This window comes from Streptococcus sp. 2018037 (assembly GCF_019754195.1).
In the GTDB taxonomy this organism is placed as follows: Bacteria; Bacillota; Bacilli; order Lactobacillales; family Streptococcaceae; genus Streptococcus; species Streptococcus hashimotonensis.
Genome location: NZ_JAIJZQ010000019.1, coordinates 1 through 16,598, shown reverse-complemented (window position 1 = coordinate 16,598; position 16,598 = coordinate 1). Strand labels below are relative to the sequence as shown.

Sequence of the window (16,598 nt, the reverse complement as noted above, 5' to 3'; positions counted from 1 at the left end):
AAGGAAATTAGGAGCTCTCATGAAAACAGATATTGAAATTGCACAAAGTGTAATCTTGAAACCAATCACAGAAATCGTTGAAAAAGTTGGTATCAGCTTTGATGATATTGAACTTTATGGAAAATACAAGGCAAAATTGTCTTTCGATAAAATCAATGCCGTCAAGGAAAATGCGCCTGGTAAGTTGATTTTAGTAACAGCTATCAACCCAACGCCAGCTGGTGAAGGTAAGTCGACTATTACTATCGGTTTGGCAGATGCTCTTTCTAAAATTGGCAAGAAAACCATGATTGCCCTCCGTGAGCCTTCTTTGGGACCTGCCATGGGGATCAAAGGTGGAGCTGCAGGTGGTGGCTATGCTCAGGTCTTGCCAATGGAAGACATCAATTTGCATTTTACAGGCGACATGCATGCCATTACCACAGCAAACAACGCCCTTTCAGCCTTGATTGATAACCATATCCATCAGGGGAATGTGATTGGGATTGATCAACGTCGTATTATCTGGAAACGTGTTGTGGACCTCAACGATCGTGCCCTTCGTAAGGTGACAGTTGGCTTGGGTGGTCCACTCAATGGTATTCCTCGTGAAGATGGATTCGATATTACCGTAGCTTCTGAAATCATGGCGATTTTGTGCTTGGCGACGGACATCGATGACTTGAAAGAACGTTTGGCAAATATTGTTATCGGTTATCGTTTCGATCGCAGTCCTGTCTACGTGCGTGATTTGGCGGTGGAAGGTGCTTTGACCCTTATTTTGAAGGACGCTATTAAACCAAACCTTGTCCAAACCATCTATGGCACGCCAGCCTTTGTCCATGGTGGTCCATTTGCTAACATTGCCCACGGTTGCAACTCAGTCCTGGCAACAACAACAGCTCTGCGATTGGCCGACTATACCGTCACAGAAGCAGGCTTCGGGGCTGACCTTGGAGCAGAGAAGTTCCTTGACATTAAGGTGCCGAACTTGCCTAAGGCTCCTGATGCTGTGGTGATTGTAGCGACCCTGCGTGCGCTTAAAATGCACGGTGGTGTAGCTAAGACAGAACTTTCTGCTGAAAATGTAGAGGCAGTCAAGGCTGGTTTTTCTAACTTGAAACGCCACGTGGAAAATATTCAGAAATATGGTATTCCAGCGGTGGTTGCTATCAACGAATTCGTCTCAGATACAGCTGATGAAATTGCCGCTTTGAAAGAACTTTGCGCTGAAATTGGCGTACCTGTCGAGTTGGCAAGTGTTTGGGCAAATGGCGCTGATGGTGGTGTTGAACTGGCTGAAACAGTTGTTGCTACTATTGATAACCAAGCAGCAAATTACCAACGTCTTTACAAGGCTGAGGATAGCTTGGAAGAGAAAGTGACCAAGATTGTTACGCAAATCTACGGTGGTACAGGCGTTGTCTTTGAGAAGAAGGCTCGTAACCAGCTGGCTGAATTTGCTAAGAATGGTTGGAATAAGTTGCCAGTCTGCATGGCCAAGACCCAATACAGCTTCTCAGATAATCAGTTTGCCCTCGGTGCACCAACAGGATTTGACATTACAGTCCGTGAATTTGTGCCAAAATTAGGTGCAGGCTTTATCGTTGCCTTGACTGGAGATGTCATGACCATGCCTGGTTTGCCAAAAGCTCCTGCTGCCCTCAATATGGACGTGGCAGCAGATGGGACAGCTATCGGCTTGTTCTAACAAGAATGAATATAAAAAATCCGCTCAAAGGCGGATTTTTTGTCTATTCAGATAGTTTCTCAACCGTTTGATAGGCAAGTAAGCCAAGGAAAATACTCAACATAGGAAATACCGTCTGGAAGATACCAGTGTTGAATGGTGAATTAAAGAGGAAGTGAATTCCAAAGCTTGCACCAATCCAAAATACTCCCTGTGCTTTTGATATGCCTGTATTTTTCGTGAGAAGGGCTACTAAACCAATAGCAAAGAGAAGCGTGAAAACCCAATGGGCCCAACCAGCTTGACCAACACGTTCAAGAATGGTTTCAAAGCCGTCTAACTTATTCATGAACATGTCTCTAAAAACAAAGGTGATGTCTTCCACGATTTGGAAACCTAATCCAACAATCACTCCGCTCACCAATGCATTTTTTAGTGTCATTTTTCTACAAATAAGCAGTACAAGTAGAACAGTCAGCCCTTTACCGATTTCTTCTGCCAATGGACCTGAAATAGCTGCGCCCCAGTCATTTAGGAAATTATTACTAGCTTTAACAATTTCGAGCAGGAAATATCCGATAGCTGTATGCCCCAGTTCAGAAAAAGAGATGCTACTTGTTAAGCCTAAAAGCCAGCTAAGACCTATAACTTGTTTAGAAATGTTATAGCGTTTAGCTAAGGAATATGTCAGTATTAGTAGGGGGATGATGTAAATAGCGACCAAGGAAATTGTGAGGAGAAAGAGAGGATATTTAGCCTCCATACCATTTGGCTTACCGAATTCTCCAAAGATAATTTTGCAACCGTTGACAAATCCAATCGTTGCTAAGATGATTGGAATATAGGTTCTACACGTTTGAAATTTTTCTTTCATAGTTTTACCTTTCTGTATTAATAAACTAGTGTATAGATACATTGTATCAAAAATGAGTACGTTTTGTCTATAATCCGCCTATTTTTTATCTAAGCCTTCTCAGTTATTGTAATGTTTTTTCTTGTAACTAGGCCTCCATAATAGGCCGTAGCAGAATTGTGCCAAAAATTTTCTTTTTTGATAGACTAATGTTGAAAAAATGAAAGGAGTATTTTATGGAACAATATGATTTAGTAGTCATTGGTTTTGGCAAGGCAGGAAAGACCTTGGCAGGTAAGCTTTCTGCGGCTGGGAAGAAGGTTGCCTTAGTAGAGGAAAATCCTGCTATGTTTGGCGGGACTTGTATCAATATTGGCTGTATTCCAACCAAGACCCTCTTGGTAGCAGCAGATAAAAACTGGACTTTCGAGCAGGTCATGGAACAAAAAGAGACCGTCACTACTCGCTTGCAGAACAAAAACGAAGCAGTCTTAAAAGGCAGTGGTGCTAGTTTGTTCCAAGGACATGCGCGTTTTGTGGCGGATAAGGTTGTGGAAGTGTCAGCTGGTGAGGAATCCCTCCAACTGACTGCGGAAACGATTGTCATTAATACAGGTGCTAAGTCGCGCGTGCTACCAATTCCAGGTTTGTTGGATACAGCTCACGTGTATGATAGTACAGGTATTCAGAACTTGGAAACTCGTCCTGATAAGTTGGCTATTATCGGCGGAGGGAACATCGGTCTGGAATTTGCTGGACTCTACAGCAAACTCGGTAGTCAGGTGACGGTATATGAAGCTAGCTCTGCTATTTTACCAAGAGAAGAGGAAGTGGTGGCTAAGTTAGCCAAGGAGTATATGGAAGAAGCTGGCGTGACCTTCGTCTTGGGTGCGAAAATCGAGCAAGTAGCAGCTACGGGCGAGCAAGTTGCTGTGACGGTTAATGGCGAAACGGCGGTCTTTGACGCTGTCCTTTATGCGACAGGTCGTGTACCAAACACCGCCGACTTGGGCTTGGAAAATACGGCGATTGAGCTTTTGGAAAATGGTGCTGTTAGGGTGGATGACTACTGCGAAACGACAGTTCCAGGTGTCTATGCAGCGGGCGATGTCAATGGCGGTCCACAATTCACTTACACATCCCTAGACGACTTCCGTATCGTCTTCGGCAAGTTGACTGGGACTGGAACTTATAGCTTGAGCCAACGTAAGTCTATTCCGACCAGTGTCTTTATCACGCCTGTGCTTTCTCGTGTCGGTCTGACCGAGAAGGAAGCCAAGGAAGCAGGTTACGACTACATTGCCAATGAACTGCCTGTTGCCAATATGCCACGTGCCCATGTCAATAATGACCTCAAAGGTATTTTCAAGGTTATCGTGGATAAGGAAACGAAGCTTGTTCTGGGGGCGACTCTCTTTGGTCGCAATTCAGAGGAGCTGATTAACTTGATTGCTATGGCGATTGACAATAAGATTCCTTATACCTACTTCAAAACACAGATTTTCACCCATCCGACTATGGCTGAGAATTTGAATGATGTTTTTAATTTTTAATGGATAGACCAATTTTAGGTGCTGAATGACCGTCCGAAAGGGCGGTTTTTTTGTCGGAAAGCCCTTGCAAATATGGTATAATATATACCGAGAATACGGGAGGAGTATGTAGAAAATGAGCAAGGAACATAATGAACTAACCAGAGTTCAGCTACCAGCTGCCCTACATTTAATCAGACATGGATACAGTTACCTTTCTAGCACAAGTGAAGCCATTGTAAACAGAGACCAATCAACCAATATCCTTGTTTCGATTTTTAAGGACCAATTTCTAAAGTTTAATAATTATGCTAGTGAGGCTGACTTTGAACGGGAATTTGAGAATATCTGCTTGGAATTGGAGCAAGATGATTTGGGACGGAGTTTTTTCAACCGCATTCAAGCTGACTCTGACTATATCTATATCAATTGGGAGAATATAGAAGCCAATACTTTCCATATCGCCTTGGAAGTCACTTGTCAGAACGGTGAGGATGAGTTCCGACCTGATATTACCGTTTTTATCAATGGTCTACCACTCAGCTATATCGAGGTCAAACAACCTGATGCCATTCGAGATGGCAAAACTGGGATTCAGTCTGAAAAAGAACGCACCAAGTTCCGCTTTGAGAATAAAAAATTCAGACGGTTTAACAATATCACACAGCTCATTGCCTTTTCAGACAATCTTCCCTATGATGATAGCCAAGGACAGCAGTTACAAGGTTCTTATTATTGTACAAATGCATCATCTGGAACCAAGTTCAACTCTTTCAAAGAAGAGGAAGATCTTCAATTATCCAATCTGAATCCACTAGATGAAGCGACCATTGATTTTGTTCTCATAGACGCCAAGCGTTTTTCTCTCAAGTCCCAGGTTGAGTTTCAAACCAATTTGGACCCAACAAGTCCATGTAATTCCTTTTTAACCTCCCTCTATCAGAAAGAACGGTTCTTTTTCATGCTCCGCTATGGCCTGGTCTATGTGGAAGAACGAGATGATCATGACCAGATTCAACTACAAAAACACGCCATGCGTTATCCGCAATACTTTGCAACTAAAGCGATCGAGCGAAGCTTGGAAGCTGGAATGAAAAAAGGGGTTATCTGGCATACCCAAGGTTCCGGAAAAACTGCACTAGCCTTTTTCAATATCCGCTATTTGCGTGACTATTATGCCCAAAAAGGGATCGTTCCTCAGTTCTACTTTGTAGTGGATCGTCTAGATTTGGCAGATCAGGCTTTTAAAGAATTTAGCAAGCGTGGACTCAAAGTCAAACGCATTAACAAACCGAGTGAGTTAAATCAGATTCAAGATCAGCACCAGGTTTCCGTGGTCAATATCCAAAAATTTAAAGAGTCTTCTGATCTTACAGATCGTTCTGGCTATGACTTAAATCGACAGAATATCTACTTTATCGACGAGGCCCATCGCTCTTACAACGAGAAAGGTTCTTATCTACCAAATCTGTACAATGCAGATAAAGAAGCTGTCAAAATAGCCTTGACAGGCACCCCCTTGATCGCGACAAAGGCTGACGGTAAAACCAAGGAAACCGCCAGAACTACTCGAGAAATTTTTGGTGACTATATCCATAAATACTACTATAATCAATCCATTGCGGATGGCTTTACCCTCCGATTGATGAGAGAAGATATTGACACTTCCTATAAGGAAAACCTAAGGGCTGTTCATGAAGATATTCAAAAAGGCTCGATTGATAAGAAAGAAATCTTTGCTCATCCACGCTATGTCTCTCCAATGCTGGACTTTATTGTAGAGGATTTTACAAGAGCACGAAACATACTGTTTGACGACCAGTCAATTGGAGGGATGATTGTCTGTGATTCATCCGAACAAGCACGAGAAGTGCACAAGCAGCTAGAAGAACGGCGACTAGCTGGTCAAACCAGTTTTACCTCAACCTTGATTCTGCATGATGCAGGAGATAAGGAGTACAAGAAAGATGAAGTAGATAAGTTTAAGAAAGGTCAGACAGACTTTGTTATAGTGTATTCCATGCTTTTGACAGGCTTTGATGCTCCTCGCTTGAAACGTCTCTATCTAGGACGGAAAATCAAGGCCCATAACCTTTTGCAGACCCTAACCCGTGTCAATCGACCTTATAAGGACTATGTTTTTGGTTATGTCATTGATTTTGCGGATATTTCAAAAGAATTTGACAAGACCAACAAGGCCTATCTGGAAGAACTCAATCGGGAATACCAGTCAGCCCTAACGGAAGAAGACGGGGACAATCCATTTGGGGCTATCTTTATATCACCAGAGGAAGTTAAAGACCAACTCGCAAGTTCTCAAAAGGTCTTGATGAACTACCCAACAGAAAACTGGGAAGATTTCCATAAAACAATTTATGCCATAACAGATCGAAAAGAATTGATTGCCCTTAGAAAGTCGCTGGAGTCCATGCGTCAGTATTACAACATGGCTCGCCTACATGGTTACCAAGATTTGATCGAGCAGGTCGATATTAAAGAAATAGCTCGCCTCTTGAATATACTGTCCAATCGGCTAATCAACTTGAGTTTGATCGATAGGCCGGATAGTTTTTCCAGCAAACAGTTGTTAAATCTAGCTATGTCAGAAACTAGTTTTAACTTTGTCAAAATCAAGGAAGAGGAATTGCGCCTTGCTGCCAATGATCTAGATGATATTCGTCGCAGAGTGGCAACAGGCTTGCAAGGAAGTCGAGATGAAAAAGATCCGGAGTGGATTAGCTTGTATGAAGAATTTCAACGTGTTCTAAACAAGTATATGAAGCAACTAGAACAGGGACAGAGTTTGGCTGATATGATGAAAATCAAATCTGAATTTCAATCCGTCTTTGATGACTTTCATCGATATAAGGCAGATATGAACCGTTTGACCATGACATTTGGTGGTGATGCCATGACGGCGCGTGCCTTTAAACGAACCACCCAATCAACAAAAGTAAGTGAATACCCTGCTATCTACCAGGTTCTTAAAGGTGCCAAGCCCCTGATTGACTATCAAATCGGTCTTAACCATGGCATCCTTGAAAATGAAGCCTTTTTAGTGAAAGAAATCAGACGCCTAGCCCGTGAAGAAATGAAGAAAACAGAAGTAGGGAAGCAACTCAAACGTGTCGATTATGATAAGTTGATTCATTCTCTATTGGAAGTCTATGAAGGAGAATACTAACCAAATGGAAGACAATTATATCGTACAGGTACAAAGCCAAGTAAAAGGCTTGGTAGATGAACTCAATGCAGTATTAACCAATGCAGGATTATGGGGGGAAGCAGGGGGGTATAAACTCTTGACCCAGTCCTTCCTTTACAAGTTTTTGAATGATAAATTTCTCTACGAAGCTCTGATCATTGACGAATCCTATGATTATCAAGGTCTTTCAAACTTGTCTGAGGAAGATTATGAATGGTTTTTAGATGATATTGGCACAAAGACGGCACATCTAAAACCAGAACAGCTGATTGAAAGTCTGCACCGCCAGCAGAACCAAGCAGACTTTGCTGAGATTTTTGAACAAACGCTCAATCAGATCGCCATTGACAACAATGCTATCTTCTCCGTCCATACAGATGGAGGAACGGATATTCGACTCTTTGATCAACGCTTGATTACAGATACCATTTCCGATGCCAGTAAGCGAAATGAAGTCGCAGCTTCAATCCTCAACCTTCTGGTGCGTGTTAAGTTTGACCAGCAGATCTTTTCACAGGGCTTTGACTTCTTCTCTACCTTGTTTGAGTACATCATTAAGGACTACAACAAGGATAGTGGAAAATATGCGGAATACTACACTCCCCACTCTGTTGCCAAAATCATCGCGGCGATTTTGGTGGGAAATGACCAACCAAGCAACGTCAAAATCTATGATCCATCTGCAGGTTCAGGCACTCTTTTGATGAACTTGGCTAGCCAGATTGGAACGGACCGAGCCAGCGTTTACAGTCAGGACATTTCTCAGAAGTCTTCGAATCTCTTACGTCTCAACTTGATTCTCAACGGCTTGCAGCATTCTGTTCACAATATCGTGCAGGGAAATACCATCCTCAACAATCGTCATGTGGAGAAAATGGACTATATCGTATCCAATCCTCCCTTCAAGTTGGACTTTTCAGAGTGGCGGGATCAAGTAGAAAGCCTTCCTAATAGTAGTGAACGCTTCTTTGCAGGCGTTCCAAAGATTCCCAACAAGAAGAAAGAGAGTATGGCTATTTACCAACTCTTTATCCAGCATATTATCTATAGTTTGAAGGAAGATGGACAGGCTGCTATTGTCTTGCCGACGGGATTTATCACCGCCCAGTCAGGTATTGATAAGAAAATCCGTCAGTACCTTGTCGATGAGAAGATGTTGGCAGGCGTTGTGTCCATGCCGTCCAATATCTTTGCGACCACTGGAACCAATGTGTCCATTCTCTTTATTGATAAGAAGAATAAGGACGATGTGGTCTTGATTGACGCTTCTAATCTTGGCACCAAGGTCAAGGAAGGCAAGAACCAAAAGACCGTCCTCAGTCCAGAAGAAGAAGTGCAAATCATTGAGACCTTTATTAAGAAAGAAGTTGTCGAAGACTTCTCTGTCAAGGTCAGCTATGAGGAGATTAAGGACAAGAACTACTCCCTCAGTGCCGGCCAGTACTTTGACATCAAGATTGACTACGTCGATATCAGCCCAGAAGAGTTTGAAGAAAAAATGCAAGGCTTCCAAGACCGCCTAGCCAGCCTCTTTGACCAATCCCATGAATTGGAAAAGGAAATAGAGAAGCAGATGAGGAGGGTGAGGTATGAGTGAGAAATTTATAACAGCTAATAATTATTGTAGGGAAGTTTTTGATGGCACTCATGATACCCCAAAGCCTTCTGAGTATGGCTATAAATTGGTTACTTCAAAGAATATAATCGGCAATAAATTAGATTTAAATAGTGCTTATCTAATATCTCAAGAAGATTATTTAGCAATAAATAAGCGGAGTAAAGTTAGTCAGTTCGATGTTCTATTTAGTATGATTGGTAGTGTAGGAAATGTTTATATAGAACAGAGGAAAAATGAGGAAATAGACTACTCAATAAAAAATCTTGGGGTATTTTCTAGTAAAACAGAGAAAGAAGCTTATTGGTTATATTACTATTTACAAAGTCCTTATGCACAAAGTTTTATAAAAAAATTTCTAAATGGAGCGGTACAGAAATTTCTTCCCTTACAAACTTTGAGAGCCTTTCCTATTTTATCTCCTATTGAAAATTATGAAAGTATAATCTGTATTCTAAAGAATATCGACCAAAAAATCGCTCTGAATAACCAAATTAACGAAGAGTTGGAGGCGATGGCTAAGACCCTTTATGATTATTGGTTTGTGCAGTTTGATTTCCCTGATGAAAATGGAAATCCCTACAAGTCCTCTGGTGGTAAAATGGTCTACAATGACCAACTCAAACGAGAAATACCTGAAGGGTGGGGAGTGAAAAGAGTATCTGAGGTAGCCAAAACTGGTTCAGGAGGTACACCAAAATCCACTATTAATGAATATTATTCTAATGGAAAAATTCCTTGGATAAATAGCGGAGAGCTAAATAAATCTATCATCATCTCTACAACTAATTATATAACAGAGAGAGGTTTAGAAAATTCTAGTGCTAAATTATTCCCAGCAAATTCTATTCTGATTGCAATGTATGGTGCAACTGCTGGTAAAGTAAGTTTTTTAACATTTGAATCTTCAACAAATCAAGCGATTTGTGCAGTTACTTTAGATGATAGTAGACTCAAGTACTATTTTAAATTTTTTATTGAGGATTTATATTTACATCTCGTAACATTAAGTAGCGGATCAGCTAGGGACAATTTATCTCAGGAACTGATAAGAAACTTACTGATGACTCTTCCTGATGACCGAGTTGTTGAAAATTTTTTCACCATAGTCAATACTTATTTTTTACAAATAACAAATAATTTAAAACAAAACCAAGAACTGACCCAACTGCGTGATTGGCTCTTGCCAATGCTCATGAATGGACAGGTGAAGGTGGAGGAGAAATGTAGAGGTGTTAAATGAACAAAATTTTTATTTCACATGCATGGGATGTTAACGAAGAAAAAGATGCAAAACTTGATCAATTTATTCGTGTATTAAAAGATTGTTTAGAAGATAGGGATTTTACTGTAATCTGGGATAAAGGTACATATCATAAAAGAGGCACATTATCTGATTTTATGCAAAGAGAATTAGATGAATCTGTTGCGATTATTTGTTGTTGCAATGAGAAATATTTTTTGAATTCTCTCGTACCAGGAAAAGGTGTTAAATTTGAAGTAGATTATATTATTGAAAAGAAATATACCAATAAAACTTTAATACTAAACTTAGGAGAATTGAATAAACCTGTTGAAAATATTATTCCTTTGCAATTACAAGGGTTAGAATATAAAGATTTTAGAGGATTCCTAGAGGAAACTACTTACGAGAGAATTACTTGTATTGAAGAAAATGCAACTTTTAAGCAACTATTGAGAAGTTTGAATGATATTTTACAAGATTCTCAAATAGAATCAAAAATTGAAATTGTTGAGATCGCTCCTGATTTTAAATTAGAGTTGGGAAAACTGGGTTTGATACAGAATTTAATGCCAGCAATCAATATGAGTGATATTTTTGTATATCCAGATTTGAAGAAAAATGCTCAGAAAAGTTTTATTGATTCTGAAAATTTAATACATGAAAAACTTTTTATTAATGAAAAGTTATTCATTACAGGTGAGAAACAATCAGGCAAAACTACATTGGCTTATAAATATTTCTTTGATTTATTTGAAAATGGTTACTTCCCAATTTATTTGAAACCTGAAAACTTCAAAGGAAAATGGAAAAATAAAATAAAAAAAATTGCTGCAATACAGTATCTAAACCTAAATTTTGAAGAGAATAAAAATCGTGTGGTTATCATTGTGGATGATTTTCATTTATTACACAGTAAACAAATTGAACTAATAATTGAGGATACTGAGTTTAATCAGGCAATATATTTTATTGATGAAATTTTCTACATACAATTTAATGATCAAATAAATAAAAAGAATGTATATTCTATTATGCAATTCAAATCATCAAAGAGATATGAATTAGTTTCAAATATTTCAAAACATGAAAGTATTGTAAATCATAATGTGAATGATATTACAAATTGGATAGAAACAAAAAATAATGAATTAGACACAACTATCGGTGCTCAAAATGCAATTAATAAAAAAATTATTCCTGCTTATCCAATTTTTCTTTTAACAATTTTAGGAGCAAGTTTAAAAAATAATTTTGATTTAAAAAAACTTACGTCATTTGGTCATTTTTACAATGTATTAATTACTTTTAGTTTCTATAAAATTGGTCTCACAGAACAAGAGATATCCACATACTTAAAGATATTATCAGAATTATCATTTTATTATTTTAAAAATTTTAAAAGTAATGATTTACAATTTGAAGACCTAAATAAATTTTTAGATATTTATAAGTCTAAATACTATTTACCTGAGAGTAATGAGGTGTATTTGAATAATCTAATTTTTTCAAAAATTTTAGAAAAAGATTCTTTTGGGGTATATAAATTCTCTTATCCATATATATACTATTATTTTTTAGGTATGTATTTTGCACAAAATCTTTCAAATTGTGAAACTGAATTGAAAGAATTGATGGACAGGCTTGATTTGTATGAAAATAGTCAAATATGCATATTTATTGCACATTTTGATTATTCAGAATCATTTATTCAAACACTTACAAAAAATTTAAATTCTTTCAATAAAGATTTATCTGAAGCAACCCTTTCTCGGTCAGAAATTCAAAAGTTTAATCAACAACTTGAAGAAAATATCTATTTAAAATTTCCTCAACCAGATTCACCAACAAAAAATATTCGTAAAAAACTTGAATTTAAAGATAGTATAGAGATTGAAAAAGAATTATCAAATGTCGAAGAAGATGGTGACTCAACTGATGAAATTGATTATAATCCAATTAGGTTAATGATACAAACGGCAGAGGTTTCTGGTGAAATAATAAAAAATAGGTACGGCACAATATCTCGTGATCAGTTAGAAGAGTTAATTTTAGCAACTGTAAATTCAAACTTTCGATTGATAAAGGAGTTTTGTAATTTAGTAGAGCAAATTGAATTTGATAAATTATTCTCAGAATTAAATGCTGTTTTAGAAAGAGAAATTGGAGAAGAGGTTTTTCAATCTGAATTTGTAAATAAACTCAAAAAATTTTTAATAAGGATTATTTTTAGTATTATTGCAATTTTAGTCAATAAAACCATTGATAGTATTGGTTCAAGTAAGGTTCTACCAATTTTCAAAGAATTATTTAATGATAAAGAATCGCCTTTAGTTTATTTAATTGAAAAAGGCATTGAAATGAGGTATATGCACTATTTAAATTATAATGAAATAAGTTCGAAATTAAAATCTAAAGAATTATCTAATATCGTAAAATCGAATTTAGAACTATTGATTTATGAATATATTTCATTTCAAAGCATGACTAATTCAAAGAGGCAGCAGTTGTACAGGCTTTTATCAGCAAGGTCTGGAGATAGAATAAGCGATTCTATTTCTAGCCAATTGAATAAGAAAGAATTAGTTGATAAAATATTAAACGATTAAACTCATTGATAGGTTTCATTTATTAATTCAAGTTTTGACAATTAAATCAAAATGTGTAGAAGAAATAAAATTGTTAGAAATGATAAACATGAATAAAATGATATAATGAATGGTCCTTTTGAGAAGTAATACTTAATCCCCCTAATCATTTCGACTAGGGGGAATTTTCTATCTTGCCTCCAACTCTTTTCCTTGCGGTAAGGTTGTTACAATGTTTATGGTAGCGGAATTAGTTCCTGTTTGATTTTTCTGTCGAGTCCGTTCTGAAAAATCTTGGCGAATATCATTTAGGACTTGCAAGATAACTTTTTCAGGGGCTGTTGGGTCATAACTTATTTTATTGACCAAGTGGCTATAGAGTAGAGTGTAGTGTTTGAGAGCTGCTTTTCGGACTTCAAGGCTGTTTATCTTTTCACGCGTGCTGGTGTCTTGACTTCTATTTAGATAGATACGATAAGCACTTTCATGACTTTCTCGAAGATTTGCAACAGCTTCATCCAACAGCAGTAGGCTAACATCTTCTGAGTAGGGCGACTTTGCCAGTCGAGCTAGCAGGGAATCGATCAAAGCAGACGATTCTTGCATGTTGCTAGACCGTGTATATTTGTATAATTTGATGAGTTCTTGCAGGCGGTGATAGGCTTGTAATTTCTCTGGTGTTCGCGTATTTTTAAAGAGTTTTAATCCATTGACAAAGGCAGAGTAGTCGGCCTTCCGATTCTTTACGGCCTTGTTTAGGTCGCTAGTCATGTCTGAACCACGTTTTTGTTTTATACTTTTTTTCAACATGGGCAAGGATTCTTCTAACTGATTGATGAGGTCAGTTACCATAGAATCATTGGTAGATGAACGATACTGTTTCAAGGTATCTACACTACTAGTGATGAGTTGTGTAAATTCTGCTTGATTCAATCGTTGTGTATATAAAGGGATTCTGATTTTCATTTGTGTTCCTCACTATCTTTTTTGTGGTCATCTATTTATTCGTAAATATGTAGGAGAAAAATATGAAATAGAAAAAAATTTTTTAAAAACTTGTCAAATCATACGGTTTTCCTATAATACAATTTTATTTTTTAAAAATTACATCGAAATACAATGATATAAATGTTTAAAAGTAGCAAATCAGTTTGATTTGCATATTTAAAAATTGTTTTTGAAATAAAATCATTGGTTTGGCTTGTTTTCAAATTGAAATGATATGATCTCAGTTTGTTTATTGAATACCTTGCACACATTTTTCTTTGTTTAGGCAATTCCGTGGTACAATAAAGTATCAACTATTGGAGGTTTTATATGAAATGGAATAAAAAGTTAGCACTTGGTGCTGTATTAGCCACCAGCCTAGTCACCTTGTCTGCCTGTCAGTCAATTTCTAACTGGTGGAAAAATACCAAGGAAGAATGGATTGGTTTGGAGATGACGTTACGGACATACGATGAAAATTCTCAATTGATAGATGAAATGTCTGGTAAGTCCCTATCGATTTCGCGGAATCAGGAATTTGACTCGGTGGATGCCGAAGGCTATTCAAATGCGGATTCGTCTGTCTTGAAGGTGACACTTGGGAATTACGAAATTGACCACGTAGGCTCATCATTGATTGCAGCAGAAGAAGGTTTGGAAGACTTGTATGCGAAATATCAGACCACAGTAGATATTGCAAATTACGATCGTGCAATTCCGCTTGTTAACCGTATGGTATCTAGTCTCAAAAATGATTTTACAGGTAAGGCAAAGGTGGTTTTGATTCGTTCGCAAAACGGAACCCCGCTTGCTACTTATGTAGGTGATAAAGTATCTCTTTATGCATCTGATGCACCTAAGACTTCTGAACTCTTGATTGATGGCAAACGGTTAATTATCTACCGTTGTGATTATACAATTTATGATAGAGAATTATTGGAGAACTAGATGATAGACATTCGTTCCGCAAGGATAGAGGATGCTACAGACCTTGTGGCAATTTATGCTCCTTATGTAGAAAAGACCGCTATTACCTTTGAAACAGAAGTGCCGACTGTCGAAGCCTTTGCGAGTCGAATTGAAAAGACCTTGGAGAAGTTTCCCTATCTGGTCGCAGTTGAAGAGGGCGCTCTTGTTGGTTATGCCTATGCTTCAACCTACTATGCCCGTGCGGCTTACGATTGGACGGTGGAATTATCTGTATATATCAAGCAAGAAGCACGTGGAAAAGGAATTGGAACTCTTCTCTACAATGCTTTGGAAAGGGAACTGACCGCGCGTGGTTTTAAAAATTTCTTAGCCTGTATCGCCCTACCAAACCCAGCCTCTATAGCACTCCATGAAAAAAGGGGATATGAACAGGTGGCGCATTTTAAAAAAGTTGGTTATAAATTTGATACATGGCATGATATTGTCTGGCTTCAAAAATCTCTTGTAGGTAAGCAAAATGAAAATTGAAGAATTAGAAAAACGCTTGTTGGCTGTGGCGGATGCCAGTCAGGCCCAGCCTATGAAAGCCTATATGAAGAATCACTTTGATTTCTTAGGTGTTCGGACACCTGATCGACGGAAAGTTGCTAGGCAATTTTTCAAAGATTTTAAGGCTCAGGGAATTGACTGGGAATTTGTTGAGGCTTGCTGGTCTAAGCCCTATCGTGAATTTCAATATATCGCCATTGATTACCTGGTCACCAAGAAAAAAGACTTGGTTATAGCTGATTTACCCCGTTTGAAAAAACTGGCTCAAAGTAAGTCTTGGTGGGATAGTATTGATGGATTAGATAAACTAGTCGGTAAGATTGTTTTGGACAATCCAGAGGCAAAGCAGACAATCTTGGAATGGAGTCTGGATGATGATTTCTGGTTGAGACGGATTGCCATTGACCACCAGTTATTGCAAAAAGAAAAGACGGATACGGAACTGTTGGAACAAATCCTGATCAATAATCTCAATCAGACTGAATTTTTTATCAATAAGGCAATCGGCTGGAGTTTGCGGGATTATTCTAAGACCAATCCTGACTGGGTGCGGACTTTCCTTGACAAATATTGTTCTCAAATGGCAGGCTTGTCCATCCGTGAGGCTAGTAAGTATATCTAGGAGGAGCCATGTCTAAAGTCTATGAATTTGAAGCCCGTATCCATCCGGTATCAGACAAGGGTGGAGCCTATGTCATCTTTCCCTATGATATACGAGAAGAGTTTGGCAAGGGGAGGGTAAAGGTACATGCCAGATTTGATGGTCATCCCTATGATGGCTCCATTGTCAATATGGGAGTTAAGGATGAAGCAGGCAATATCTGTTACATTATTGGCGTTCAAAAGGCTATTCGAGCGACTATTGGAAAACAGGCTGGTGATAGAGTACAAGTAACCATTCAAGAACGAATGGAGTAATCAGGCTTGCAAATCCTTGAGATTATGGTAGAATAGATTCATGCGATGAGCCGAGTAGTGGGTGGTGATTAAGGTTCAGCACGCTCCTAAGAGTTCGTGTCAACATCTCAGCGCAGTGGTTGATTGGCAGATTTGTTCGTGGTTTTCACTCCAAATCTGACCTAATCAACTGTGCGGGGGTGGGAAGACGAACTCTTGGTTGACTGGTTGAGTTCTTTCCCACTCCCTTCGACGCTAGGGAGGTCTTCATTAAATTGAAACGCAGGAGCGGACCTTGAATAGTTGTGTGAACCTTCTATTCTCATCGGAAACGATGCCCTTGCCCACCCTTGAGGTCAATGTCATTAAGTTAACTAACCTATCACATTTTGTGGTGGGTTAGTTTTTATGTTACACTAAAAATAAAAGGGGAAAAGTCATGCTAGATCAGATTAAAGCTCATTTACTTGATAGTATTAACGACATCGTTTCCACCGCAAACCAGTTTGTGCTTCATCCTGAAAAAGATT

General features: G+C 38.4%; 12 protein-coding genes. 10 read left to right on the top strand and 2 right to left on the bottom strand.

Translation table 11 applies throughout. The features are described from left to right. Positions 1-19: 19 nt before the first annotated feature. Positions 20-1,690: a formate--tetrahydrofolate ligase gene (locus K5Q29_RS07550; protein WP_221877084.1), complete on the top strand. Its 1,671-nt coding sequence runs from the start codon at positions 20-22 to the stop codon at positions 1,688-1,690. A gap of 43 nt (positions 1,691-1,733) precedes the next feature. Here the strand turns inward: K5Q29_RS07550 and K5Q29_RS07545 are convergent, their stop codons facing one another. Continuing rightward, positions 1,734-2,543 carry a PrsW family glutamic-type intramembrane protease gene (locus K5Q29_RS07545; RefSeq protein ID WP_105139185.1) on the bottom strand — a complete coding sequence of 270 codons (810 nt, stop codon included), beginning with the start codon at positions 2,541-2,543 and terminating at the stop codon, positions 1,734-1,736. 215 nt (positions 2,544-2,758) lie between these two features. Between K5Q29_RS07545 and K5Q29_RS07540 the strand changes: the two genes are divergently transcribed. The 5 genes from K5Q29_RS07540 to K5Q29_RS07520 all read left to right on the top strand — a co-directional run bounded on the left by K5Q29_RS07540 (position 2,759) and on the right by K5Q29_RS07520 (position 12,726). After that, entirely contained in the window at positions 2,759-4,075 is a 1,317-nt protein-coding gene (locus tag K5Q29_RS07540) for an FAD-containing oxidoreductase (RefSeq protein ID WP_221877082.1), read from the top strand. Between the two features lie 115 nt (positions 4,076-4,190). Further along, positions 4,191-7,238, top strand: a complete 3,048-nt coding sequence (locus K5Q29_RS07535; RefSeq protein ID WP_105139183.1) for a DEAD/DEAH box helicase family protein — start codon at positions 4,191-4,193, stop codon at positions 7,236-7,238. A 4-nt stretch (positions 7,239-7,242) separates the two neighbouring features. Beyond that, positions 7,243-8,856 carry a class I SAM-dependent DNA methyltransferase gene (locus tag K5Q29_RS07530; protein WP_105139201.1) on the top strand — a complete coding sequence of 538 codons (1,614 nt, stop codon included), beginning with the start codon at positions 7,243-7,245 and terminating at the stop codon, positions 8,854-8,856. Continuing rightward, positions 8,849-10,117: a restriction endonuclease subunit S gene (locus tag K5Q29_RS07525; RefSeq protein ID WP_105139182.1), complete on the top strand. Its 1,269-nt coding sequence runs from the start codon at positions 8,849-8,851 to the stop codon at positions 10,115-10,117. The genes K5Q29_RS07530 and K5Q29_RS07525 overlap by 8 nt, the downstream gene beginning before the upstream one ends. Further along, entirely contained in the window at positions 10,114-12,726 is a 2,613-nt protein-coding gene (locus K5Q29_RS07520; RefSeq protein ID WP_105134543.1) for a toll/interleukin-1 receptor domain-containing protein, read from the top strand. The genes K5Q29_RS07525 and K5Q29_RS07520 overlap by 4 nt, the downstream gene beginning before the upstream one ends. Before the next feature lie 168 nt (positions 12,727-12,894). Here K5Q29_RS07520 and K5Q29_RS07515 read toward each other — a convergent pair whose 3' ends face one another. Next, positions 12,895-13,671 (bottom strand): DUF6261 family protein, encoded by a 777-nt coding sequence (locus tag K5Q29_RS07515; RefSeq protein ID WP_105134544.1) that lies wholly within the window; start codon positions 13,669-13,671, stop codon positions 12,895-12,897. A gap of 351 nt (positions 13,672-14,022) precedes the next feature. On the opposite strand from K5Q29_RS07515, the gene K5Q29_RS07510 reads away from it, so the two are divergent. The 4 genes from K5Q29_RS07510 to K5Q29_RS07495 are packed head-to-tail and all read left to right on the top strand — an operon-like array spanning position 14,023 to position 16,089. Next, positions 14,023-14,640 (top strand): DUF5052 family protein, encoded by a 618-nt coding sequence (locus K5Q29_RS07510; RefSeq protein ID WP_105139181.1) that lies wholly within the window; start codon positions 14,023-14,025, stop codon positions 14,638-14,640. Beyond that, positions 14,641-15,150, top strand: coding sequence for a GNAT family N-acetyltransferase (locus K5Q29_RS07505; protein WP_105139180.1), 510 nt, complete (start codon positions 14,641-14,643; stop codon positions 15,148-15,150). It abuts the gene before it with no gap. Next, positions 15,140-15,793: a DNA alkylation repair protein gene (locus tag K5Q29_RS07500; protein WP_105139179.1), complete on the top strand. Its 654-nt coding sequence runs from the start codon at positions 15,140-15,142 to the stop codon at positions 15,791-15,793. The genes K5Q29_RS07505 and K5Q29_RS07500 overlap by 11 nt, the downstream gene beginning before the upstream one ends. A gap of 8 nt (positions 15,794-15,801) precedes the next feature. Beyond that, on the top strand, positions 15,802-16,089 hold the full coding sequence (locus K5Q29_RS07495; RefSeq protein WP_105139178.1) for a DUF1905 domain-containing protein: 288 nt from the start codon (positions 15,802-15,804) through the stop codon (positions 16,087-16,089). Positions 16,090-16,598: the final 509 nt, after the last annotated feature.